General features: G+C 69.2%; 27 protein-coding genes, 1 tRNA gene and 1 pseudogene. 11 read left to right on the top strand and 18 right to left on the bottom strand.

What is annotated here, in order from left to right; genetic code table 11:
- Positions 1 to 78 precede the first annotated feature (78 nt).
- The 3 genes from NKG98_RS03845 to mct form a co-directional block, all read right to left on the bottom strand.
- The gene (locus NKG98_RS03845; protein ID WP_254768350.1) at positions 79 to 840 is read right to left on the bottom strand and encodes a GTP cyclohydrolase III; all 762 of its coding nucleotides are present in this window, start codon (positions 838 to 840) and stop codon (positions 79 to 81) included.
- Positions 841 to 1,049: 209 nt separating this feature from the next.
- Complete coding sequence (locus tag NKG98_RS03840; RefSeq protein WP_254768349.1) at positions 1,050 to 1,376, bottom strand: DUF5785 family protein; 327 nt, start codon at positions 1,374 to 1,376, stop codon at positions 1,050 to 1,052.
- Between the two features lie 52 nt (positions 1,377 to 1,428).
- The gene (gene mct, locus NKG98_RS03835) at positions 1,429 to 2,619 is read right to left on the bottom strand and encodes a succinyl-CoA:mesaconate CoA-transferase (protein ID WP_254768348.1); all 1,191 of its coding nucleotides are present in this window, start codon (positions 2,617 to 2,619) and stop codon (positions 1,429 to 1,431) included.
- Positions 2,620 to 2,755: 136 nt separating this feature from the next.
- Here mct and glmS point away from each other — a divergent pair, with 136 nt between their 5' ends.
- From glmS to citE, 5 genes are read left to right on the top strand one after another with little or no spacing between them, the layout of a single operon-like run.
- Positions 2,756 to 3,211, top strand: coding sequence for a methylaspartate mutase subunit S (gene glmS, locus NKG98_RS03830; protein ID WP_254768347.1), 456 nt, complete (start codon positions 2,756 to 2,758; stop codon positions 3,209 to 3,211).
- Positions 3,212 to 4,663 carry a methylaspartate mutase subunit E gene (locus NKG98_RS03825; protein WP_254768346.1) on the top strand — a complete coding sequence of 484 codons (1,452 nt, stop codon included), beginning with the start codon at positions 3,212 to 3,214 and terminating at the stop codon, positions 4,661 to 4,663.
- A complete protein-coding gene (locus NKG98_RS03820) occupies positions 4,653 to 5,927 on the top strand; it encodes a methylaspartate ammonia-lyase (protein WP_254768345.1) in 1,275 nt (424 codons plus the stop codon). The genes NKG98_RS03825 and NKG98_RS03820 overlap by 11 nt, the downstream gene beginning before the upstream one ends.
- Positions 5,920 to 6,987: a 2-methylfumaryl-CoA hydratase gene (gene mch / locus NKG98_RS03815; RefSeq protein WP_254768344.1), complete on the top strand. Its 1,068-nt coding sequence runs from the start codon at positions 5,920 to 5,922 to the stop codon at positions 6,985 to 6,987. Before NKG98_RS03820 ends, mch begins: the two co-directional genes overlap by 8 nt.
- Before the next feature lie 37 nt (positions 6,988 to 7,024).
- Positions 7,025 to 8,065: an L-malyl-CoA/beta-methylmalyl-CoA lyase gene (citE, locus tag NKG98_RS03810; protein WP_254768343.1), complete on the top strand. Its 1,041-nt coding sequence runs from the start codon at positions 7,025 to 7,027 to the stop codon at positions 8,063 to 8,065.
- Positions 8,066 to 8,196: 131 nt separating this feature from the next.
- Here the strand turns inward: citE and NKG98_RS03805 are convergent, their stop codons facing one another.
- The 4 genes from NKG98_RS03805 to NKG98_RS03790 all read right to left on the bottom strand — a co-directional run bounded on the left by NKG98_RS03805 (position 8,197) and on the right by NKG98_RS03790 (position 9,958).
- Positions 8,197 to 8,418, bottom strand: coding sequence for a YgaP family membrane protein (locus NKG98_RS03805; protein WP_254768342.1), 222 nt, complete (start codon positions 8,416 to 8,418; stop codon positions 8,197 to 8,199).
- A gap of 93 nt (positions 8,419 to 8,511) precedes the next feature.
- Positions 8,512 to 8,742, bottom strand: a complete 231-nt coding sequence (locus NKG98_RS03800; RefSeq protein WP_254768341.1) for a hypothetical protein — start codon at positions 8,740 to 8,742, stop codon at positions 8,512 to 8,514.
- A 344-nt stretch (positions 8,743 to 9,086) separates the two neighbouring features.
- Positions 9,087 to 9,170 (bottom strand) — tRNA-Ser (locus tag NKG98_RS03795).
- Between the two features lie 41 nt (positions 9,171 to 9,211).
- The gene (locus tag NKG98_RS03790; RefSeq protein WP_254768340.1) at positions 9,212 to 9,958 is read right to left on the bottom strand and encodes a hypothetical protein; all 747 of its coding nucleotides are present in this window, start codon (positions 9,956 to 9,958) and stop codon (positions 9,212 to 9,214) included.
- A 102-nt stretch (positions 9,959 to 10,060) separates the two neighbouring features.
- On the opposite strand from NKG98_RS03790, the gene NKG98_RS03785 reads away from it, so the two are divergent.
- Complete coding sequence (locus NKG98_RS03785) at positions 10,061 to 10,279, top strand: hypothetical protein (RefSeq protein ID WP_254768339.1); 219 nt, start codon at positions 10,061 to 10,063, stop codon at positions 10,277 to 10,279.
- Between the two features lie 4 nt (positions 10,280 to 10,283).
- On the opposite strand, the gene NKG98_RS03780 is transcribed toward NKG98_RS03785, so the two are convergent.
- The 5 genes from NKG98_RS03780 to NKG98_RS03760 all read right to left on the bottom strand — a co-directional run bounded on the left by NKG98_RS03780 (position 10,284) and on the right by NKG98_RS03760 (position 13,109).
- The gene (locus NKG98_RS03780) at positions 10,284 to 10,916 is read right to left on the bottom strand and encodes a uracil-DNA glycosylase (RefSeq protein WP_254768338.1); all 633 of its coding nucleotides are present in this window, start codon (positions 10,914 to 10,916) and stop codon (positions 10,284 to 10,286) included.
- Positions 10,917 to 10,963: 47 nt separating this feature from the next.
- The gene (locus NKG98_RS03775) at positions 10,964 to 11,197 is read right to left on the bottom strand and encodes a DUF7976 family protein (RefSeq protein ID WP_254768337.1); all 234 of its coding nucleotides are present in this window, start codon (positions 11,195 to 11,197) and stop codon (positions 10,964 to 10,966) included.
- Positions 11,198 to 11,207: 10 nt separating this feature from the next.
- Positions 11,208 to 12,293 (bottom strand): Mrp/NBP35 family ATP-binding protein, encoded by a 1,086-nt coding sequence (locus NKG98_RS03770; protein WP_254768336.1) that lies wholly within the window; start codon positions 12,291 to 12,293, stop codon positions 11,208 to 11,210.
- Between the two features lie 57 nt (positions 12,294 to 12,350).
- Positions 12,351 to 12,674: a DUF7969 family protein gene (locus NKG98_RS03765; RefSeq protein ID WP_254768335.1), complete on the bottom strand. Its 324-nt coding sequence runs from the start codon at positions 12,672 to 12,674 to the stop codon at positions 12,351 to 12,353.
- Between the two features lie 90 nt (positions 12,675 to 12,764).
- On the bottom strand, positions 12,765 to 13,109 hold the full coding sequence (locus tag NKG98_RS03760) for a hypothetical protein (RefSeq protein WP_254768334.1): 345 nt from the start codon (positions 13,107 to 13,109) through the stop codon (positions 12,765 to 12,767).
- Between the two features lie 148 nt (positions 13,110 to 13,257).
- Here NKG98_RS03760 and NKG98_RS03755 point away from each other — a divergent pair, with 148 nt between their 5' ends.
- The gene (locus NKG98_RS03755) at positions 13,258 to 14,109 is read left to right on the top strand and encodes an eIF2B alpha/beta/delta subunit family protein (protein ID WP_254768333.1); all 852 of its coding nucleotides are present in this window, start codon (positions 13,258 to 13,260) and stop codon (positions 14,107 to 14,109) included.
- Here the strand turns inward: NKG98_RS03755 and NKG98_RS03750 are convergent.
- Complete coding sequence (locus NKG98_RS03750; protein WP_254768332.1) at positions 14,106 to 14,801, bottom strand: ThuA domain-containing protein; 696 nt, start codon at positions 14,799 to 14,801, stop codon at positions 14,106 to 14,108. The genes NKG98_RS03755 and NKG98_RS03750 overlap by 4 nt on opposite strands.
- Positions 14,802 to 15,082: 281 nt before the next feature.
- On the opposite strand from NKG98_RS03750, the gene NKG98_RS03745 reads away from it, so the two are divergent.
- Entirely contained in the window at positions 15,083 to 16,216 is a 1,134-nt protein-coding gene (locus tag NKG98_RS03745) for a Gfo/Idh/MocA family protein (RefSeq protein ID WP_254768331.1), read from the top strand.
- A 59-nt stretch (positions 16,217 to 16,275) separates the two neighbouring features.
- Here the strand turns inward: NKG98_RS03745 and NKG98_RS03740 are convergent, their stop codons facing one another.
- The 3 genes from NKG98_RS03740 to NKG98_RS03730 form a co-directional block, all read right to left on the bottom strand.
- Complete coding sequence (locus NKG98_RS03740) at positions 16,276 to 17,934, bottom strand: acetate--CoA ligase (protein ID WP_254768330.1); 1,659 nt, start codon at positions 17,932 to 17,934, stop codon at positions 16,276 to 16,278.
- A 120-nt stretch (positions 17,935 to 18,054) separates the two neighbouring features.
- Positions 18,055 to 18,786 carry an archaeal proteasome endopeptidase complex subunit beta gene (gene psmB / locus NKG98_RS03735; RefSeq protein WP_254768329.1) on the bottom strand — a complete coding sequence of 244 codons (732 nt, stop codon included), beginning with the start codon at positions 18,784 to 18,786 and terminating at the stop codon, positions 18,055 to 18,057.
- 143 nt (positions 18,787 to 18,929) lie between these two features.
- Complete coding sequence (locus tag NKG98_RS03730) at positions 18,930 to 19,121, bottom strand: hypothetical protein (RefSeq protein ID WP_254768328.1); 192 nt, start codon at positions 19,119 to 19,121, stop codon at positions 18,930 to 18,932.
- A 291-nt stretch (positions 19,122 to 19,412) separates the two neighbouring features.
- On the opposite strand from NKG98_RS03730, the gene NKG98_RS03725 reads away from it, so the two are divergent.
- From NKG98_RS03725 to NKG98_RS03715, 3 genes and pseudogenes are all read left to right on the top strand, one after another.
- Entirely contained in the window at positions 19,413 to 19,766 is a 354-nt protein-coding gene (locus tag NKG98_RS03725; RefSeq protein WP_254768327.1) for a DUF555 domain-containing protein, read from the top strand.
- A gap of 75 nt (positions 19,767 to 19,841) precedes the next feature.
- On the top strand, positions 19,842 to 20,381 hold the full coding sequence (locus NKG98_RS03720; protein ID WP_254768326.1) for a CBS domain-containing protein: 540 nt from the start codon (positions 19,842 to 19,844) through the stop codon (positions 20,379 to 20,381).
- 143 nt (positions 20,382 to 20,524) lie between these two features.
- Positions 20,525 to 20,635, top strand: a pseudogene (locus NKG98_RS03715) (thiaminase II); the annotation flags it as partial.
- Positions 20,636 to 20,727: 92 nt separating this feature from the next.
- Here NKG98_RS03715 and NKG98_RS03710 read toward each other — a convergent pair.
- Positions 20,728 to 21,702: an aldo/keto reductase gene (locus tag NKG98_RS03710; protein WP_254768325.1), complete on the bottom strand. Its 975-nt coding sequence runs from the start codon at positions 21,700 to 21,702 to the stop codon at positions 20,728 to 20,730.
- A 101-nt stretch (positions 21,703 to 21,803) separates the two neighbouring features.
- A complete protein-coding gene (locus NKG98_RS03705) occupies positions 21,804 to 22,157 on the bottom strand; it encodes a four-helix bundle copper-binding protein (protein ID WP_254768324.1) in 354 nt (117 codons plus the stop codon).
- Between the last annotated feature and the right edge of the window lie 127 nt (positions 22,158 to 22,284).

Here is a 22,284-nt window from a genome sequence, read left to right as displayed (position 1 = left end):
CCTAAAAGCTACCCCCGGCAGGCTTATTCTGGCGGACGGCCAAGAATGAGGTTCGGGCTGGCGATTTTCCTGTGGGGCTCACCAGTCGAGTTCGACCCGGCTTCCGTCCGCGCGACACGCTTCGAGGGCGTGCTTGGCGGCCATCCCGGCGGTCTGGGCGGTCGACGCGCGCCCGACGCCGACCTGGAGGCTGACGTCGGCGGCCTCCTCGACGTGGGCGATGGCGTCCTCGTAGTCGCCGCGGTCGAGGTCGGGGCAGACCGCGATGACGTTGTCGCCGCCGACGAAAAACGAGAGGCTGTCGTGGGCCCGGCGCATGTACTTCATGAGCGCGGCGTAGCCCTGTTCGATCTCGATGAACGTGTCGAAGGCGTTGAGTTCGTCCGTGTACGTCCCGGTGGCGTTGATGACGTCGAAGTGCGCGATCTGGACGTCGTCGTCGGTCCGGTGGTCCGACTCGACGGCGCGGCCGTCGAGGATCTCGCGGCGGTGGCTGTCCTGTGCGCTGCCGGCGTCCTGGAGGAGCGAGGTGGCGTCGTCGAGTGCCTGCACGGGCGTCGTCCCCGTGGCGACCCCGAGACTGAGCGTCACCGGGTACCGGTTACCGACCGACTCCTGCAGGAGCGCGTGGTCGTCCATGTCGAGGCCGTTCGTGACGGCGATCATGTTGTCGAAGCGAGTGAAGAAGACGTAGCCGTCGCGGGCGCCGACGAACTGCGAGACGTCGGCGTACAGCCGCGACTGCAGCGTCTGGAGGTCCGCCTCGCGCCGGGGCTCCGGCGTCACCGTCCACGGCCCGTAGTTGTCGATCTGGAGGAGCGTTACCTGCGTGTTCGTCACTGTAGTTTATCTTTCGAACGCCGTCGTATAAGTGATACGCAATCCAGATTCGGTATGGGATGGGGGATCAGGAGGAAGTGGAGATTCGACGGCGGTGGGACGTTTCTCTCGGCTATCCACGGGATAGCGACGTACGCACCTTCGACGCCGGGTTCGGCGCTGCTCGGTTCGCCCCCGCGGTGAATTCGCGGCGGGAATCGAACGTCGTCTCAGGCGGACTTCTTCTCGGGGTCGGCGCCGACGGGGTGGTAGTCCCAGAAGCCGCCCTCGCGCATCGCCTTCCCGACCGCCTTGTGCATGTCCGTGATCGTTTCGAACTCCTCGCCGTCGACGTACTCGAAGATGTCCCGGAGGGCGACGACCCGCTGGTAGTTGATCCGGATCGGATCGTCGCCGTGTTCGTCGACGAACTCCTCGCGGTCGAGCGGGAAGTCCTCCTCCTCGTCGACCTTCTTGGCGATGACGGCTATGCCGTACTTGCGCATCCCCTCGCTACCCTCCTCGCCGTCGGGATCGTGTGGCCAGTCCGCGCTCATACTCGGACGTGTGCAGGGGTCTCGCAAAAGGGTTACTCTTGGCCGCCGCCGCTCAGTCGTCGGCGGCCTCGGTCGCGTCCGTCTCGGCTTCCGTCGCCGACCCGAGCAGTTCGTCGCGGTGCTCGTCGAGCAGCGGCGCGCGGCCGCGCGGCCGCGGCGGCGTCTCGGTCATCTTGATCGGGTTGCCCGCGATCTCGACCGAGCCGTCGGCGCCGGGCTGGTCGACGGGGACGAGCATCTCGCGGTCGCGCACGTGCGGATCGTCGAAGATGTCGGCCGTGTTCTGGACGGGCGCGGCGGGGACCCGGCCCTCCAGGAGCGAACAGATCTCGTCGGTCGCCCGCGAGCGCGCCCAGTCGGCGATTTCCGCCCGCAGGTGCGTCCGGTTCCCGAGGCGACTCTCCGGGTCGGGGTAGTCGGCCGCGAGGTCGGGCCGGTCCATCGCCTCGCAGAGGGCCCGCCAGTGGTTCGTGCCGAAGGCGGCGATCACGACGTAGCCGTCGGCGGTCTCGAAGGCGTCGTACGGGAAGAGCGTCGGGTGGGAGTTGCCCCGCCGCGTCGGGGGCTCGCCGGTGTAGGAGTGCTGGTAGATCGCGCGCTCGGTCAGGCTGAGCATCGCGTCGTACATCGCGGTGTCGACGTACTGGCCCTCGCCGGTGCGTTCGCGGTGGTAGACCGCGGCGAGGATACCGATGCAGTTCAGCGTCGCGGTAAACAGGTCGCCGATTCCGGGCCCGACCTTCGTCGGCGGGCCGTCGGGGTGGCCCGTGATCTCCATGACGCCCCCGAGCGCCTGCGCGACGAGGTCGAAGGAGGGCTGGCCCTGCCGGTCCGTCTCGCCGGTACGCGGGTCGCCGAAGCCGCGGATCGAGGAGTAGATCAGCTCCGGGTTGCGCTCCCGGAGGGTCTCGTAGTCGAGGTCGAACTTCTCCATCGTGCCCGCGCGGTAGTTCTCGACGACGACGTCGGCGCGCTCGACCAGCGAGAGGAACGCCTCGCGGTCGTCGGCGTCGCCGAGGTCGAGTTCGAGGCTGCGCTTGCCGCGGTTGACGCTCTGGAAGTAGCCCCCGTAGGCCTCCGCCTCCGGGTCGTCGAGAAACGGCGGGTTGGGACGGATGAGGTCGCCCCCGGGGCGTTCGATCTTCACGACGTCCGCGCCCATGTCCGCGAGCAACATCGTACAGTACGGTCCGGCGAGCACCTGCGTCAGATCGAGCACGCGCAGGGACGAGAGCGCTCCCATGACCGGCCCGTCTCGGAGCCGACGCAAAAACCTTTACTATAGATCATGACAGTGTGAACAAGCCCCACGGAGAGTCTGAAAGGGGATTTAAGGAGTATTATCATGAAAGATCGTTAGGTTTATGGTCGGATTCCCCATGGTTCCGCACACAATGTCCCGAACGGTCGTCCTCGGGGTGATCGGGTCCGACGCCCACGTCGTCGGTATCACGATCCTCGAGCAGGCGTTCAGTGCGGCAGGATTCGACGTCATCAACCTCGGCGTGCAGACCTCCCAGGAGGAGTTCGCCGAGGCGGCTATCGCCCACGACGCCGAGGCCGTACTGGTCTCCTCGCTGTACGGCCACGCCGAACAGGACTGCCGGGGCTTCCACGACGTCCTCGAGGGCGCCGGCGTGGACGCGGTCACGTACATCGGCGGCAACCTCGCGGTCGGCCAGAACGACTTCGAGGAGACCCGCGAGCAGTTCGAGGGGATGGGCTTCGATCGCGTCTTCGACAGCGAGACCGACCCCGAGGAGGCCATCGCCGCCCTGCGACGAGACCTGCAGATCGCGACGACCGAGTCGGAACGTGTTACCGTCAACACCTAGATGATACGCGACGAACGACTTCCTTCCGACGAGCTACGGCGCATCGACGACGAGATACGGGCCGACTGGCCGACGGGTGGGGCCGTCGACTTCGAGGAGGCGATCCGCTACCACGAGTCGCTCCCCGCGGAGAAGCGGTTCGCCGAGGTGCTCGAATCCGCCGACACGCCGCTGTTACAGCCGCGAGCGGGCGTTCCGCGGCTCGACGACCAGATCGAGTTACTCGAGTACCTCCGCGCGGAGGGCGAGGCCGACCTCCTCCCGACGACCATCGACTCGTACACGCGCGACAACGAGTACGGGAAGGCCCAGTCGGGTCTCGAAGAGGCCCGCGAGACGGGCGAGGACACCCTGAACGGCTTCCCGGCCGTCAACCACGGCGTCGACGGCTGCCGGGAACTGATCGAGGCGATCGACGCCCCGATCGAGGTTCGCCACGGCACGCCCGACGCCCGTCTGCTCGCGGCGATCACGTTCGCGGGCGGCTTCCAGAGCTTCGAGGGCGGGCCGATCTCCTACAACATTCCGTACACGAAAGAACACGGTCTCGCCCAGACGATCGAACACTGGCAGTTCGTCGATCGGCTGGCCGGCGCGTACACCGAGCGCGGCGTCCGGATCAACCGCGAGCCGTTTGGCCCCCTCACGGGGACGCTCGTTCCGCCCTCGATCGCCATCGCGATCGGCATCGTCGAGGGCCAACTCGCGGCCACCCAGGGCGTTCGCTCGATCACCCTCGGCTACGGTCAGGTCGGCAACGTCGTCCAGGACGTCGCCGCCCTGCGCGCGCTGCGGAAACTCGCGAACGAGTACCTGCCCGACGAGGTCCGCGTGACGACCGTCTTCCACGAGTGGATGGGCGGGTTCCCGCCGGACGAGGCCCGCGCCAACGGCGTCATCAGCCTCGGCGGGATGACCGCGGCGATCGCCCGGCCGGACAAGGTCATCACGAAGTCCCCCCAGGAGTTCCAGGGAGTGCCGACCAAGGAGGCCAACGCGGCCGGGTTGCGGACGACGAGACAGATCATCGACATGGCGATCGAACAGGACATCGACATCGACGGCATCGACGAGGAGCAGGCGTTGATCGAACGCGAGACCCGCTGTCTGATGGACGCGATCCTGAGACACGGCGACGGCGACGTCGCGCGGGGCACCGTCGAGGCCTTCGAGTCCGGCGCGCTCGACGTGCCGTTCGCGCCGAGCGACAGCGCGCAGGGCGCGGTGCTCCCGGCCAGAGACGACGACGGCCGGGTCCGCATCTTCGAGTGGGCCGACCTCGAGATGGACGACGAGATCAAGGAGATCCACCGGGCCCGCCTCTCCCGGCGGGCCGAGACCGAAGACCGGGAGCAGTCGTTCCGGATGGTCGCCGACGACGTCGACGCGATCAGCGACGGGAAACTGATCGGCCGCCCCCGCGGGACCGGAGGTGTCGGCAATGCGGATTGAGAGCGTCCACGCGACGCCCGGCGTCTCGGGCTTTTACTTCGACGACCAGCGGGCGATCAAACGGGGCGCGAGTCAGGACGGCTTCGCCTACGAGGGCGACCCCGTCACCGAGGGCTTCGACGCGATCCGGCAGGCCGGCGAGGCCCTGCTCGTCGAGGTCGAACTCGCGGACGGCACCGTCGTCCGCGGCGACTGCGCCGCGGTCCAGTACTCCGGGGCCGGCGGGCGCGACCCGCTGTTCAAAGCCGAGGAGTACGCCCCCGTCGTCGAGGGCCCGGTCGCCGACGCGGTGACGGGCCGCGAGGCGGAGGAGTTCCTCGCGAACGCCGAACTGCTCGAAGAACTGACCGTCGACGGCGACCGGCTTCACACGGCGATCCGCTACGGCGTCTCGCAGGCGCTGCTCGCCGCGGCCGCGCGGGCGCGACGGACGACGATGACGGACGTCGTCGCCGACGAACTCGGGACCGAGCCCGCGGCCGAACCCGTCCCGGTGTTCGGTCAGACCGGCGACGACCGCTACGTCAACGCCGAGAAGATGTTCGTCAAGGGCGTCCCCGTCCTGCCCCACGGGCTGATCAACGCCGAGGAGAAGATCGGTTCCGACGGCGAGGCGCTGCTCGAGTACGTCGAGTGGCTCGTCTACCGCTCGCGCGAACTCGGCCCCGAGGGGTACGAGCCCCGCCTGCACGTCGACGTCTACGGGATGATCGGCGAGCTATTCGGGGCGCCGTACGACCGCGACGAGGTGGTCGACTACTTCGCCGCCCTCGAAGACGCGGCGGGTGACCTCCCGCTCCAGATCGAGGGGCCGATGGACGTCGGCGACCGCGAGGACCAGATCGACGCGATGTGCGACCTCCGGGCGGGGCTCGCCGACGCCGGCGTCGACGTCGACGTCGTCGCCGACGAGTGGTGTAACACCTTCGAGGACGTCCGGGCGTTCGTCGACGCGGGCGCCGCGGACGTGGTGCAGGTGAAGACCCCCGACCTCGGGAGCGTCCACCGCAGCGCGCAGGCGGTTCGCTACTGCGAGGGGACCGACACCCGCGCGTACCTCGGCGGCACCTGCAACGAGACGGAACTCTCCGCGCGCGCCTGCGCGCACGTCGCGCTCGCGACCGACGCCGCGCAGGTGCTCGCCAAGCCGGGGATGGGCTTCGACGAGGGGTTCATGATCGTCGAAAACGAGATGCGACGGACCGTCGCGCGGCGCGAGCGCGACCGTTCGCGGGCGGCCGAGGAGGTGACCGCCGGTGACTGACTGGACCGACCCGGAGACGTTCGCGCGGGCGCTCGAACGGGCCGAGACGCGGGAGAAGGGCAACTGCTTCGAGGACTTCGCGGAGGGGCAGGTGATCGAACACGACCCCGGCCTCACCCTCACGAAACACGGCAACGAGGCGTGGATGAGCCAGACGCTCAACCACGATCCCGCCTACTGGCGCCGGGACGCGGCCGAGGCCCGGGACTTCGCGGCGCCGCCGATCCACCCCGACTACCTGACCGCCGCCACCCTCGGCGTCACCGTCGAGGACTTAAGCGAGAAGGGGGGCTACTTCCTCGGTCGGACCGACGTCCGGTTCCCGACCGACGCCGTCTACCCGGGGACCGAACTGCGCGTCGAGAGCGAGGTCGTGACGAAGAAGGCCTCGAGTTCGCGCCCGAACTACGGCATCGTCACGTGGCGCACCCGCGGGACGAACGCCGAGACGGGCGAGGTCCTCTGTTCGTACGAGCGGACGAACATGATCCCGCGGCGAACGCCCCTCGAAACGGACGGGGGCGAGCGATCCGACGGCGGGACGGCGGAGGACGCGGCGGACGAAGCCGACCTCCCCGCGGAGTTCGTCGTCCCCGAGGGCGGCTACTTCGAGGACTTCGCCGCGGCGCTCGACGCGGCCGAGGGGCGGGACGCGGCCGTCGCCTACCGCCACGAGCGCGGGCGGACCCAGGACGACGTCACCGTCGCCTCCCTCCCGCTCGCGACGCTGAACACGGCCAAACAGCACCACAACGTCGACGCGATGGCCGACTCGCCGTCGGGCGACATCGTCACCTACGGCGACGTCACTCGCTCGACCGCGCTGGGTCACGCCCGCTCGGACGAGCGGACCTACCGCGAGGTCGGCTTCGACGACGAGCGGTTCCACACCTTCGTCACCCCCGGTGACACCGTCTACGCGTTCACGCGCGTCCTCGACGCCGAGGAGACCGGCGACGTCGCCGGGACCGTCCGCTTCGAACACGTCGCGTTCAACCAGCGCGACGAACCCGTCTACTCGGGTACCCGGGCGGCGAAGATCTGCAAGCGAGACGACTAGTACCCCGACCAGCCGACGACCTAACACACACGCACGCATGAGCGACCTGAGACTCTGTCGAACCTTCCAGACCGCACCGGCCGCCGTCCCCAAAGACGACACGGCGAAGTACCTCCGCTCCGGCCTCGACGCCGAGGGGTTCGGCGCCCCCGACTGGCTCGTCCCGGACATGGAAGACGGGACCGCCCCGGACATGAAAGACGAGGGCCTGGAGAACACGATCGACCTCGTCCCCGAGTACGACTTCCCCGGCGAGATCTGGCCCCGCGTCGAGTGGAGCTACGAGGACGAGTCGTTTCGCGGGCGCGGGCGCGAGCAGATCGACCGACTCGTCGCGGAGATCGGCGACGAAATGGACGGCGTCGTCGTCCCGAAGGTGGGCCGACTCGCCGACGTCGAGCGCGCGGCGGCCGCCGTCGCCGAGGCCGAACGCGAGCACGGCCACCCCGACGGCTCGATCGGGCTGTCGATCATCGTCGAGACGGGGCGGGCGCGCTCGGACCTCCGGGAGATCGCCCGCTGGGGCGCCGACTCCAGACTCACCGCGCTCGTCTTCGGCCCCGTCGACTACGCGGCCGAACTCGGCGCCCGGGACCTCGGCGACGGCCGCCCGCGCTGGGACGGTCTGCTGGAACGGCTCTCGAACGAGGCAAGCGCCGCCGGCCTGCTCGCCATCGGCGGCCCGTTCGACGACCTGTTTACCGAACGCGCCGGCCTGACCTACTACAACGCCGACGGCTACGCCGATCAGGTCGAGCACGAGGCCCACCTCGGCCTCGACGGCTCCTGGTCGCTCTATCCCAAGCAGACGATCCAGGCCAACACCATCCACATGCCGACGGCGGCGGAACTCGAACGGGACGTCAGCAAGATCGAACGGTTCAACGAGGCCAAACGCGAGGGGACCGGCGCGGTCACCCTCGACGGCCAGATGGTCGACGAGGCTACGTTCAAGGTGTTCCGCAACTCGGTCCTGCAGGTCAGGACGATCCACGAGCGGCGGCCGGAACAGACCGAGGACCGCTACGACGCGGACCTGCTCGAACGCGCGCTGGACCTCGACCTCTCGTACCGGTAGCGGGCCGGCGCGGGTCACACCGCGACGAATCGGAGCGTGGCTTCCGTTCGGTGGCGCTCCCTGTAGTTACGTAGACCTATTGGAGCCGACACGAACGGGTCGAACGCGCGGTCGGACGAGGCCGTCTCCGATCAAACGGCCTCGTCGGCGGTCGTGTCGACCCCGAACAGGTAGTTGCCGCCGCAGAAGCCGGTCCGCACGTTGTGCAACAGTCCGAGTCCGGCGATGGTCGCGACGGCGGCTTTCGTCCGCTGTTCGTCGATGTACGCCGCGATGCCGACGACGATCAGCCAGATGCCAAGCACTCCTCGGACGATGCGGTCGAGACCGCCCACGTTCTTCGAACGGCGCATGTACGGCCGTATGCGGAACGTGACCATATACGTTCGCGGCCGTCTCTGTCGGCGAAACGGTACGTGAGACCGGCGAACAGTTCTCTCGGGGGGTCAGTCGCACGCACGGTCGCCGTCACAGGTTCCACACCCGGTCCGTCGGCGGATCGCGAACGCGGCGACCGCGAGCGTCAGTGCGATGACGGCCGTCTCGACGAGGCCGGCTCCCATCCCGCCGGCGGCGACGCCGCCCGTCACGGCGGCCGTTCCGGGGCCGACACAGCAGAGACTCGCCAGCCCCGCGAGTCCGACCACCGAGCGTCGGGCTGCCGTATCGTCGTCCATCGCGCGTCCGTTGGCCGTCGGCCCCTATATCGGTTGGGGAACCGGTCGCCCGCTGAACCGTCCAGCGAACCGACGGCAACGGCCCCGACGACCGCCGGGCGGGCCGGTTCCCGACTCGGGGACCGCGTCAGAATCGAACCTGGTATGCCGACCCGGACACTCGGCGGGGGATGGGATCGACATCAAATCCATCGACCTCGCTGTCGCTTACGGAATCGTTCGCGACAGCGACGGTGGGGATGGGATTTGAACCACGCCCAGACGTGCTCGCTTCGCTGTGCGCGACTGGTCTAATTCGAATCCATCGACCTCGCTGTCGCTTACGGAATCGTTCGCGACAGCGACGGTGGGGATGGGATTTGAACCCATGAGGCTTGACAGCCACCTGCTCTCAAGGCAGGCGCGTTAGGCCGCTCCGCCACCCCACCTCGGCCGAGGGTTCACCGTCGGTTCAAAAAGTGTTGTCGGTCTATGACCGTTCGAGCGAGCCGTCTTCGCCGACGGCCAGCCCGAGGTCGTCGATCACGGCGGCGGTCACCTCCGGGTGCCGCTTGCTGGCCACACGGCGGGCCTCGATCCCCGCGACCGTCGACCGGAGGCCGCAGGGATCGGTCACGGTCGGGACGCGCGGCGCGAAGCCGACCGACAGGCCCGCGTCCGCGCCGTGCCGGGCGAGCGTCGCCAGTTCCGGCGCCGCGTACGCCCCGTCGAAGTCGATCGGCTCGGCGAACCCCGCGAAGTAGGTGTGGCCGCCCTGTGACGGGCCGATCTGCACGTCGTTGCGCCGCAGCGACATCGCCGCCCCGTCCACCTCCGTCCGGCCGACGAGCGGCGCCGTCGGTTCGAGCACGCCGGCGGTCGTCGCCCCCTCGCGTTCGAGCAGGTGGGTGACGGTGTTGCCGATCCGGGCGGCGCGCGTCGAGCCGACCTGTCGCTCGAAGCGGACCTCGTCGAGGGCTTCGTCCCCGAGGGCCGCGGCCGCGAGTTCGCGGACCGCCGCCTCGTGGTCGCCGTCGGCGAACGCCTCGGGGAGGGTATCCTCGTCGCGGTAGTTGACGAGCGGGTCGCCCCCGCTCTCGGCGACGGCCCGGAGGACGTCGGCGACGGCCCCCTCGTACAGCCGCGCGGCGTCGGCCGACGAGAGCGGCGTCCGTTCGACGAGCGACGACAGCACGAGTCCGTCTCGCGGCGGGGCGACGGGAACGACGACGATCATGCCCGACACTGAGAGACGCCGACCCTTGAACGCGGCGTTTCCGCCGGCGGCCGGAGCGTCCGTTCCGGGCGAATTAAGGGGGTCGCCCCCGTCGCGGACGACATGATCGGATGGAAACTCTCGGGCCTGGTGGGTGCGGCCGTCGTCGTCGCGTTCGGCGCCGTCGGCTTCTGGTCGTTCGCGAGCAACTACGCGCTCGCCTCGGCCGGCGAGTACCTCGCGCCGACGCTCGCGTCGCTCGTGATCACCGCCGCGGTCGTCTTCGGGCTGTTCGTCCTCGGCGCGCGCTCGGACCGGTGGCTCGGCACGCCGTACTGGTAGGCGGTCAGCGCTCGCGGCGACCCTTCGTCTGACGGTAGTCCGAGGCCATCAGCCCCGCGAACGCCTCGACCCACGCCTGCACCTGCTCGTCGCTTTGCTCGGCCGGCTCGATCATAGGTACGAGTTCGAACCCCCGCCCGCGGATCGTCCGCCCGTGGTCGGCCTCCACGTCGAACCGCTCGGCCGGCTTCGTCGTGTGCTCGGTCGCGATCTCCTCCAGCGCGCGCTGGCCGACCGGGACGATGATCTCGGGGTTGATCATCCGGATCTCGGCGTTGAGGAACGGCTCGCAGTTGCCGACCTCCTCGTCCGTCGGCGGCCGGTCGGGGTGGCGACACCGCGTGAGGTACGTCAGGTAGACGTCGACGACCTCCGGCCGGTCGGGGTCGGAGGTGGCGTCACAGAGGCCCAGCCGCTGGAGGATCCGCTGGAACGTCTCGCCGGCCTCGTCGCCGGCGAACGGGACGCCGGTCTCGTCGGCGCCGGGACCGGGGTTCTCGCCGACGAACAGGAAGTCCGCCGCCACGTCGCCGTAGCCGTGGACGACCCGACTGCGCGTCTCACAGAGCGCCGGACAGTTGGGGCACTCCTCGTCCATGCCGAACGGGTTCGCCCGGCTCCGTTGGTTCGCGTCCACACTCGCCCGTCGGCTTCCGTGGGCAAAAGCGGCGCGCTCGCGAACGCTCAGCGGCCGAGGCCGCCGCGCTCTTTGACCTCGAGGATGAACTTCACGTTCCGAACGATCTCCTCGGGGGAGGCGTCCTCGTCCTCGTCGTAGAGGTCGCTGACGCGGTAGAGGACGTTCGCGAGCTGTTTGCTCTCGCTCGACTCGCCGCGGACGTCGTCGGCGACCTCGCGGAGGACGGCGACGCGCTCGGGGTCGGGCTCGAACCGGGCCTCGTCGGTCGAGTCGCTCATCGGCGCCACCTCACTCGTCCGCGGGGTCGGCGGGTTCGCCGGGGACGGTTCGCTCCGCGGCGGCGTCGGAGACGCTCCGGCGGTGGACGACGCCGACGTTGTTCGCGACGCTGGTCGCGATTTCGCGGAAGGCCTCGCCGGTCTCGCTCTCCTCGTCGAGGACGGTCGGCCGGCCCTCGTCGCCGCCCTCCCGCACCCGGGGATCGAGCGGGATCGAGCCGAGGAACGGGAGGTCGTGGACGTCGGCGAACGCCTCGCCGCCGCCGGCGCCGAAGATGTCGTGGTGTTTGCCACAGTCGTCGCAGACGAACGTCGCCATGTTCTCGGCGATGCCGAGCACGACGGTGTCGTGGCGGGCGAACATCTGCAGCCCCTTGCGGGCGTCGTCGAGCGCGACGTCCTGCGGGGTCGTGACGATCACCGCGCCGGTGACGGGCATCGTCTGCAGCATCGTCAACTGGGTGTCGCCGGTCCCCGGCGGCAGGTCGACCACGAGGTAGTCGAGGTGGCCCCACTCGACGTCCTCGGTCAACTGGGTGATCACCTTGTGGACCATCGGGCCGCGCCAGATGACGGGGTCGTCGTCGCCCACCAGGAAGGCCATGCTCATCAGCTTCACCCCGTACTTCTCGGGCGGGACGAGCGTCTCGTCCTCGGTCGCCATCGGCGGCTCGTCGGCGTCGACCATCCGCGGGACGTTCGGCCCGTAGACGTCCGCGTCGAACAGCCCCACCCGGGCGCCGAGCCGGGAGAGCCCCGCCGCGAGGTTCACCGAGAGCGTCGACTTGCCGACGCCGCCTTTCCCCGAGGCGACGGCGATCACGTTCTTGACGTTCGGCAGCACCTCCCGGCCGTCGTCCCGGCCGGGGACGCTCGCCGACAGCTCCGGTTCGATCCCCTCGTCGGCGAACGCCCGCCGCACCTCGGCGGCGAGGTCCGACTCCGTCGGCGAGTACGGCGCCCCGAGCGCGAGGTCGATCGAGACGTCCGCCCCGTCGACGGTCACGTCGTTGACGAGGCCGAGCGAGACGATGTCGTCGCCGAGGTCCGGGTCCTCGATCCCCCGCAGGCGGTCGCGGACGGCGTCTTCGTCCATGCCCGTAGGTGGCGTCCCGCGGTCGAAAAGCGTTGTGCTCGCGGCTCGCGGCCCGCGTCAGCCGAGGAAGTCGAACCGCGGCCCGCCGTAGGTCGGCGGATCGGGGTCGAGTTCCACGCCGCGCTCGAAGCGGACGAAGTTGAGGTAGAACGGGCGGCCACAGCCCTCGACGGGTCGGCCTTCGAGGTCGGTCGTCGGGCCGTCCTCGCCACAGCGGAACGCGATCCCGTCGGCCGATTCGAGGGCGTCGTCGCCCGGAGCGGCGTACTCCCAGCCGGGTTGTGGGATCGTCGTCACCGACCTGTCGGCGAGGTCCGGCCGGCGCTCGACGCTCGTGACGGCCCCGCAGTGCGGGCAGGTGTACCTGACGGTGACGGTCATCGGGCCCGCTAGGTGTCGGACGGACCTAAGGGCTGTGCCCGCGCCGGATCCGATCCGGGAACGGACGAATCGGTGCCCGGCCCGCGCGACTCAACGCGAGCGGTAGTGCCACACCAGCGCGGCGATCAACGCGACCTGTACGACCTTGTCGACGACCCCCCAGGTGAACGTCGGCGTCCCCGCGACGATCCACAGCGGGATCTGGACGGCCGTGTACGGGATCGCGAGGAGCACGAGCCTCCGCCGGAACCGCCCGGAGGCGTACAGGCCGGCGCCGACGACGTAGCCGACGCCGGCCAACGTCAGCGGCGGCCGCCCCTCGGTGACCCCGAGGTAGACGTGAATGCCCGCCGTGATCGCGACCAGCGCGAGGACGATCCACTCGACGCCGACCGACCGGGGAGACTGACTCGACTCGGCCTGCATTTGTTCCATGATGGAAGCAGACACAAGATTGTCTTGATGGTTGTGGTTCGGCGACGACCGCGCCGACGGGCTGGCGGGGACGGGCGGATCGGCCGACGCGGTCGGGGTCGCAGGCACACCCGGAACACCTTTCTTTCACACGGCAGTTCTCTCGGGTATGATCGACGAGACGGCCGAGGAAATCAGGGAGATGCAGACGCACAGTTCCTCGGTGGTGGCGGTCAACGCGGCCCGCGCGCTCCGGGACCTGCTCGACAGGGAGTTCGCCACCGTCGAGGAGTACCAGCGCGCCCTGGAGCGAAACGCCAAGGTGCTCCGGCGGGCGAACCCGTCCCACGCCGCGATGCAGAACGCGGTTCGCGAGATCGTCGCCAGCGTCGACCGGGACGACCCCGAAAGCGTCGAGGAGGCGAAGCGACTCACCGAGACGGCGATCGAGGACGTCGTCTCGCGGGTCGAGTCGGCCAAGCGCCGCGCGGCCGAGAACGCCGTCGACTACCTCGCCGACGGGGCGACGCTGCTGACCCACGACTACTCCTCGACCGTTCTGGAGGCGCTCGAACTGGCGACCGCCGAGGGGATGCGCTTTGACGTCTACGTCACCGAGGCGCGCCCGCGGTACATCGGGCGGAAGACCGCCCGCGCGCTCGGCCGTCTGGAGGGGGTCGAACCGACGCTGATCACCGACGGCGCGAGCGGCCACTTCCTCGCCGACTGCGACCGCGTGATCGTCGGGATGGACTGCATCGTCGACGGGACGCTGTACAACCGCGTCGGCACGTTCCCCATCACCACGGCGGCGAACGAGATCGGCGTGCCGGTGACGGTGCTGGGGTCGGCGGCGAAGATCATCACCGAGGGGTTCGTCTTCGAGAACGAGTTCCGCTCGGGCACCGAGGTCATGTCCGAACCCGCCGAGGGGTTCGAGGTGCTGAACCCCGCCTACGACGCGACGCCGGTCTCGCTGCTCGACAGCGTGATCACGGACGAGGGCCGGACGGAGTTCTAGTCGCGGTGGCCGAACGTCCGCGGGGCGCCCTCGGTCGGCGCGGCCCAGTCGACGGCGTTTCGTAGCACCCGTCGAACCGCCTCGTTCTCGTAGATCGGGTACGTCTCGTGGCCCGGCCGGAAGTAGAAGATCCGGCCGCTCCCGCGGCGGTAGCAACAGCCGCTGCGGAACACCTCGCCGCCCTCGAACCACGAGGTGAACACGAGGCGGTCGGGTTCGGGGACGTCGAACGGTTCGCCGTACATCTCCGTCTCGGGCAACTCGACGTACTCGTCGAGGCCGTCGGCGATCGGGTGGCCGGGGTCGACGACCCACAGTCGCTCGGTGGCGCCGTCCTCGCGCCACTGGAGGCTACAGGTGGTCCCCATGAGGCGTTTGAAGGGCTTCGAGTAGTGGCCCGAGTGGAGGACGAGCAGTCCCATCCCGTCGAGGACGCGCTCCTGAACGCGGTCGACGACGAGGTCGTCGACCTCGTCGTGGGCCTTGTGCCCCCACCACAGCAGGACGTCGGTCCCGTCGAGGACCTCCTCGGTGAGCCCGTGTTCGGGGTCGTCGAGCGTGGCGGTCCGGACCTCGTGGTCGTCCTCGAGGGCCGCCGCCAGCGTCGCGTGGATCCCGTCGGGGTAGACCGCGGCGACCTCGTCGTCCTCGCGTTCGTGTCGGAACTCGTTCCAGATCGTGACTGCGACCATCGGCCGCCACTTCCGTCTCGACGGCCATAGGTGAGGCGGTCACCGACGGACCGGGTCCGACGGAAACCGGGAATTACGATTCACCTCCCCTCTCCCTCCGTGGCGGGCCCGGCGTTCGATTCCATTAACAACCGTTATGGTGTTGTTATGCCGGACACAACCCTTATCTCGGTCGGTCACCCCCTAGCAACCATGGAGAGCTGGCACCGCACTCGAACGTCGAAACGAACGGTTACGGGAGCGCTCGCTCCCGGTCGAGTACCGAAACGGGAGGTTACCCGATGATCGGCTCGGGTATCGGCGTCGGCGTCGTCGGCCTCGGCGGGATGGGCCAGCACCACGCCAAGAACCTCAGCGAACTAGGGGCCGACGTCGTCGCCGGCGCCGACCTGCTCCCCGAGGCGCGGCGCGCGTTCGCGGAGACGTACGGCGCCACCCCCTACGAGAACCACGAGGATCTCGTCGCGGACGAGGCCGTCGACGCCGTCGTCGTCGCCACGCCCAACAAGTTCCACGAACCGATCGCGGTCGCCGCGCTCGAAGCGGACCGTCACGTCCTCGTCGAAAAGCCCCTCGCCCACAGCCTCGAGAGCGCCGAGCGGATCGCCGCGGCCGCCGCCGAGTCCGACGGCATCTGCATGGTCGGCTTCCACAACCGCCACACGGGCGCGGCCGCGATGTTCGACGAGTACAGCGCCCGCGGCCGGTTCGGCGACCTCACCCACGTCGAGGCGAACTACGTTCGACGCCGCGGCGTCCCCGGCCCCGGATCGTGGTTCACGAACCCCGAACTCGCCGGCGGCGGCGCGCTGCTGGACATCGGCGTCCACGCGCTCGACCTCGCGCTGTACGTGCTCGACTTCCCCGAGGTCGTCGAGGTAAGCGGCGTCACCCGGACCACCTTCGGCACCACCGAGGAGTACGCCGACCCCGACGGCTTCGGCGACAACTGGGACGCGGAGGCCGAGACCTACGAGGTCGACGACGCCGTCAGCGCGTTCGTCCGCTGTGCGGACGGGAAGACGATCTCGCTGGAGGCCGCCTGGGCGACCAACCGCGAGCCCAGCATGGACTTCGTCGTCCGCGGGACTGAGGCGGGCGCGAAGTTCGAGATCGGCGACACCGACATGCGGATCTACGAGACCGACACCGCCGGCGTCGACCACTACGCCGACGTCGACCTCTCGGGCGACTCGTCGGCGACGGGGTACAACGAGCAAGACGCCGTGTTCCTCGAGACGATCGTCGCCGGCGCGGAGCCGACGGCCAACACCGTCGAGGAGGCGCTGGTCGTCCAGCGGGTCATCGACGCCATCTACCGGTCGAGCGAGACGGGTCGCGCACAGCGGCTCGAATCGGCCGAGGCCGAACCGGTCGCGGCCGAGGAACTCGAAGCGTCCGCCCGGCTGGACTGACCGCGGTTCGGCGTTCCCGTCGCTCGTTCTCGCGACCGTGTCGTCGTCTAGACGAGCCGTTAGCTCGCCCGTCCGGTCTCCTCGCGCAGTTCGGTGCGGCGGATCTTCCCGGTCACCGTCTTGGGGAGGTCCTCGCGGAACTCGATCTCGCGGGGGTACTCGTGTGCGGACAGTTCCTCGCGGACGTGGGTCTTGATCTCCGCTTTCAGGTCCGGCGAGGGGTCTGCACCCTCGCTGGGAACGACGTACGCCTTGACGATCGAGCCACGCTTCTCGTCGGGTTTGGGGACGACGGCGGCCTCGGCGACGGCGGAGTGCTCGCCGAGGGAGCTTTCGACCTCGAACGGCCCGATCCGGTAGCCCGCGGAGATGATGACGTCGTCGGCCCGGCCCTCGAACCAGAAGTAGCCGTCCTCGTCTTTGTGTGCGAGGTCCCCCGAGAGGTACCAGCCGTTCACGAAACACGCCTCGGTCCGGTCCGGTTTCTCCCAGTAACCGGCGAAGAAACAGGGGTAGTCGCCGCGCTGGGCGATTTCCCCGGTCTCGCCGGGTTCGAGCGGCTCGCCCGTCTCGGGATCGACGATCTCCGCGGTGACGCCGGGGAGGGGCTTGCCCATCGATCCGGGGCGGACCTCCATCGTCGGGTAGTTGTCGACGATCATGTTCCCCGTCTCGGTCTGGCCGTAGGTGTCGTGGATCGTCACGCCGAGGGTCTCCTCGCCCCACTCGACGACGCCGGCCGACAGCGGTTCGCCGATCGAGAGCGCGTGGCGCAGGTCGAGGTCGGCGTCCGCGAGCGCGTCCTCGTTCTCGCGGAGCATCCGGTAGGCGGTCGGGACGCTGAACAGCACCGTGATCGGGTACTCGTCGAGCAGGTCGGCCCACGTCTCGGGGTCGAACTCGCCCTCGTAGGTGAACAGCGGCGTCCCCCAGAACCACGCGCCGAGCGTGTTGATCGGGCCGGTGAGCCAGCCGAGGTCGCCGGTCGACCAGTAGAGATCGTCCGGCCGGAGGTCGGCCGCGAACCGCTGGGTGGCCGCGACGCCCGCGATCCAGCGGTGCTCGTGGAGCACGCCCTTCGCCGGGCCGGTCGTCCCGCTCGTGTAGTAGAGCAGGGCGTCGTCATCGCCCGAGGTCCGGGCGGTCTCGTACTGTGGCGAGGCCGCCGCGAGGGCGTACTCGAAGTCGACGTCGTCGGGTTCGATCCCGTCGCCGCGGTCGACGACGATCACGTGCTCGACCGACGGGACCTCCTCCAGCGCCGTTGCGACGGTCTCGCGGTTGTCGCTCGTGGTGACGACGGCCGCGGCGTCACAGTCCGCGAGGCGGTAGGCGATGCCGTCGGGGCCGAACCGCTCGTTGATGCCGCCGAAGACGGCACCGCGCTTGAGCGTTCCGACGAGTGCGACGTAGTGGGCCGGGATCCGGGGCAGGTAGGTGAACACGCGCTCGCCGCGGCCGACGCCGAGGTCGGCGAGGACGTCGGCGAACCGGTTCGACCGCTCGGCCAGTTCCGCGAACGTCAGCGTCCGCGACTCGCCGTCGACCCCGACCTGCCGCAGCGCGATCCGGTCGCCGTCGCTGGCGTGGCGGTCGCAGACCTCGTGGGCGATGTTCAGCGACGCCGGGGCCTCCCAGTCGGCCTCGGCGAAGACGTCGTCCCAGGTGAACGATTCGCGAACCGAGTCGTAGTCGTCGAGGTTGTGTTCCGACGCCATACGGTAGCGGCCCACAACCTGCGGCATAACTGTTGTGATGCTGTCAATTTTGGCGGTCGCGGCCGGCCGCGGGGCTCGACGGTGAGGGCGACGGAGGGCGGCGAAGAACGGAGGGTGCGCCTAGATGACTTCCTCGAAGTCGCTGTGACCGTGGATGTCGACGCCCTCCGCGGTGATCTCACAGAGGAAGACGCCGTTGCCGGAGCCGGTGTCGCGCTCGGCGGCGGACTTGATGCCGCGGGCGGCGATGGTCATCGCCTCCTCGTTCGAGAGGTCGTCCTCGTAGGCCTGTTCGAGGTGGCCGTAGGCGAGTTGCATCCCGGAGCCGGTGACCTGATAGTCGTCCTCCATGACGCCGCCGGCGGGGTCGATGCTGTAGACGTGGCTGCCCTCCTCGTCGACGCCGCCGAGGATGGGGTGGATGGCGAAGAACGGGCCGCCGCGGGCGAAGTTGCCCGCGAGCGTCGCCAGCGCGTCGATGCTCATGTCCTCGCCGCGGCGGGCCTCGAAGAGGTTGACCTCGGCGCGGAGACTGGAGATGAACGACTGGGCGCCGCCGACGCTGCCGACCATCGTCAGCGCGGCGGTCGGGTGGATCTGTTCGACCTTCTGGACGTTCTTGTTCGAGACGAACCGGCCGCCGAGGCTGGCGCGCATGTCCGTCGCGATGACGACGCCGTCGGCGGTCGAGATGCCGATGGTCGTCGTCCCGGTCTTGTTCACGCTGTCGAGGTCGGCACGCGAGAGGTCGTTCGAGGGCAGGGAGCCGAGTTCCGGGTCGTAGGGGCTCCTGTCGTCGGCCAACTGGTCGACCGTGCGAGAGAACTCGGAGTCGCGGGTAGGCGTACGCATTGACGTACCGTTACGGCCGGGACGGTATAAAACATCGGCGTTCACCGCCGGGGTTTCCGCTACCGAAGCCACGAGAGCGCGGCCGCTCGTCGTTCAGCCGGGGCTGGCGGTGTGGATCGACGGAGGAAGACGACTCGATCAGTTCACGGATGCTGGGCTCCGCTCCGGGCCTGGGCCTCCTCGTAGGCGTCGCCCACGCGCTCGAGGAGGCGGTGGACGGGGAGGGTGAACCCGGCCTGGCTGGCGGCGATGGCGACCGGCATCACGAGGATGCCGACCGCGATGCAGGTCTGGTACAGTGCGAACAGCGTCGCGCGGTGCACGCGGGATTTCATCGACCTTCAGCCGGGGCTCAGAGCGAGGGTACATATAAGCTTTCTTGAACCGCGAAAATCATAATGGTCGTACATTACCTATCGCCGCCGCGCCGTCTATCGATTCAACTGCGGTTGTGGAGGGGACAACTGCGGTCGGATTCGGGCCGAACTACGCCGACGATGGACGGAATCGACTGACGGGATTCCCGTAAGTTACGGCCATTATCCGATTCACGTGCGCGGCCGGCGCGGCCCGCGTCCGCGCCGGCGAACCGCAAAGCAGGAAACCCTCGGGCACGAGCCACGCGTATGGGCAACTATCTCGTCGCGATGGAAGCCGCGTGGCTCGTTCGTGACGTCGAAGCGGTCGACGACGCCATCGGCGTCGCCGTCAGCGAAGCCGGGAAGCGACTCAACGCCGCGAACATGGAGTACGTCGAGGTCGAAGTCGGCGCGACGGGCTGTCCCGCCTGCGGCGAGCCGTTCGACTCGGCCTTTGTCGCCGCCGACACCGCGCTCGTCGGGCTGGCACTGGAGATGGAGGTGTTCAACGCCGAGGGAGAGGAACACGCCTCCAGAATCGCCAAGAGCGAAGTCGGCGGCGCCCTCCGGGACGTCCCGCTCTCGGTCGTCGAGGTCTTCGAGGTTCCCGAGGACGAGTAACGGGTGCCGCGGTGGCGCTGGGGTGAGGGGGGACCACCCCAAACGGTTTTCTATAACCCCTAGTTATTGTAGCGCATGGAGCTACCCACGCCCACGGACCTCCGCCAGCGGCGAACGGAACTCGGGCTGACTCAGAGCGACCTCGCCGACCGCGCGGACGTCTCCCAGCCGTTGATCGCGCGCATCGAGGGCGGCGACGTCGACCCGCGGCTGTCGACGCTGCGCCGGATCGTCACCGCCCTCGAAGAGGCCGAAAGCGACGTCATCCGCGCCGCGGACCTGATGAACGAGGAAGTCGTCAGCGTCGCCCCCGACGACTCGGTCGGCGAGGCCGCCCGGCGGATGGACGAGGAGGCCTACTCCCAGTTGGCGGTCATCCAGGACGGCATTCCCGTCGGCTCGATCAGTCAGGGCGACCTCGTCCACCTCGACGCGGAGGCCCGGGACGAACCCGTCGAGGAACACATGTCCGAGAGCTTCCCGACCGTCTCGAAGGACGCCACCCTCGACGAGATCAGCAACCTGCTCGACCACTACAAGGCCGTGATGATCACCGAGGCCGGCGAAACCGTCGGCATCATCACCGAGGCCGACGTCGCGGCCAGACTCTCCTGAGCGCGACGCCCGTCGGGCCTCGCGCGGGTCGATGCGGACCGGTCCCACGACACTGCACCGTCGACCCCGCCGCGTCGTACCCGATACAACCCCGTGGTACCAACGAGTTATATATCGGTGGAGCGCCCACGTTCGGACGACGCATGGTGTTCAACGACACGCTCCTCGAAGCCGGCGCCGACCTCCGGGAGGCACGGAAGTCCCACCCGTTCGTCACCGAACTCGCCGCGGGAACCCTCGACGAGGAGGCGTTCCTGACGAGCGCCCGCCTCGGTACCGCTTCTGGGAGATGGTCTACGAGCGCGAGGGGTGGGACGTCGGCCCGGCGGCGGACTGACCGCGCCGGCTACTCGTGGCCGGAGACGCGGACCGGTTCGTAGGGCTCCTCCAGGTACTCGCGGTCCGACCGCGACAGCGAGATGTCGAGGGCCGCGACGGCTTCCTCTAGGTGCTCGACGCTCGTGGTGCCGACGATGGGGGCGTCGACGTGCTCCTGGTGCAACAGCCACGCAAGCGCGATCTGGGCCATCGTCGCGTCGTACTCGTCGGCGAGTTCGGCGACGCGCTCGTTGATCTCGGGGCCGCCGCCCTCGCGGTAGGGGTGTTCGTACAGGCGCTCCTCGGCTGCCCCGCGCGTCGTCGCGTCGACCTCCTCGTGGGGGCGCGTGAGGTAGCCGCGGGCCAGCGGCGACCACGGGAGCACGCCGATCCCCTCCGTCGCACAGAGGGGCAGCATCTCGCGTTCCTCCTCGCGGTAGACGAGGTTGTAGTGGTTCTGCATCGTTCGAAATCGTTCGAGTCCCAGCCGATCGCTCGCGTGCAGCGCCTCGGCGAACTGGTGGGCCCACATCGAGGAGGCGCCGACGTACCGCACCTTGCCGCGACGGACGGCGTCGTCGAGCGCCGAGAGCGTCGTCTCGATCGGCGTCTCGTAGTCCCAGCGGTGGATCTGGTAGAGGTCGACCGTCTCCATCCCCAGTCGGTCGAGGCTGGCGTCGAGTTCCTGCTCGATCGTCTTCCGCGAGAGGCCACCCGAGTTCGGGTCGTCCTCGCGCATCGGGAAGTAGACCTTCGTGGCGACGACCGACTCCTCGCGGTGGCCCTCCAGCGCCCGCCCCAGCACGCGCTCGGACTCGCCCAGCGAGTACATGTTGGCGGTGTCGAAGAAGTTGATCCCGAGGTCGATCGCGCGCTCTACGATCTCGCGACCCTCCTCCTCGTCGAGGACCCACTCGCGCCAGTCGCTCGACCCGAAGCTCATGCAGCCGAGACAGATGCGGCTGACCTCCATCCCGGTGTCGCCGAGCGTCGTGTACTCCATGTGCCGGCCGACGCGGTCGCCCCCAAAATAAGTACGTGAAACGGCGATCCGGGACGGCTCGCGGCCCCGAACGTGCGGTCGGCGTCGCCTTCGCCGGCCGGTCAGGCCGACGCCATCGACCGGCAGGACTCGGCGCACCGCTGGACGACGTCCGCACACACCTGACAGTGCTCGTGGTCGAACTGCGCACACTCCTCGGCGCACGCCTCGCAGGCGTCGGCGCAGGTCTCGGCGAGGTCCGCGTGGTAGCCCGAGTTGCGCGCCATAAACCGGGCGTGCATCGTCGTCAGGTCGGCGACGTCCCGGCAGAGCCGGATACAGCGGGCCATCTCCTCGCCCTCGTCGAGGCACTCGTCGGCGCACCACTCGCAGGCCTGGGCCGCCTCGAAGCAGTTGTCGATACACTCCTGCATCTCTTCGTCCTCGCTCAGGTGGGTGATCTGAGTCAGCGCCATGCGTCGGGCACGACGGGCGACCCGCCCTTCGTTATGCGCTGGGATCGATCCGCGGACGACTAGTGAGGTCGCGTTCGCGGGAGAACGAGCCGGTTTGCGGACCGAACGCGCCGGGGCGACACGGACG

The sequence above is a fragment of the Salinilacihabitans rarus genome (assembly GCF_024296665.1).
In the GTDB taxonomy this organism is placed as follows: domain Archaea; phylum Halobacteriota; class Halobacteria; order Halobacteriales; family Natrialbaceae; genus Salinilacihabitans; species Salinilacihabitans rarus.
This window is presented reverse-complemented; position numbering and strand designations above follow the sequence as displayed.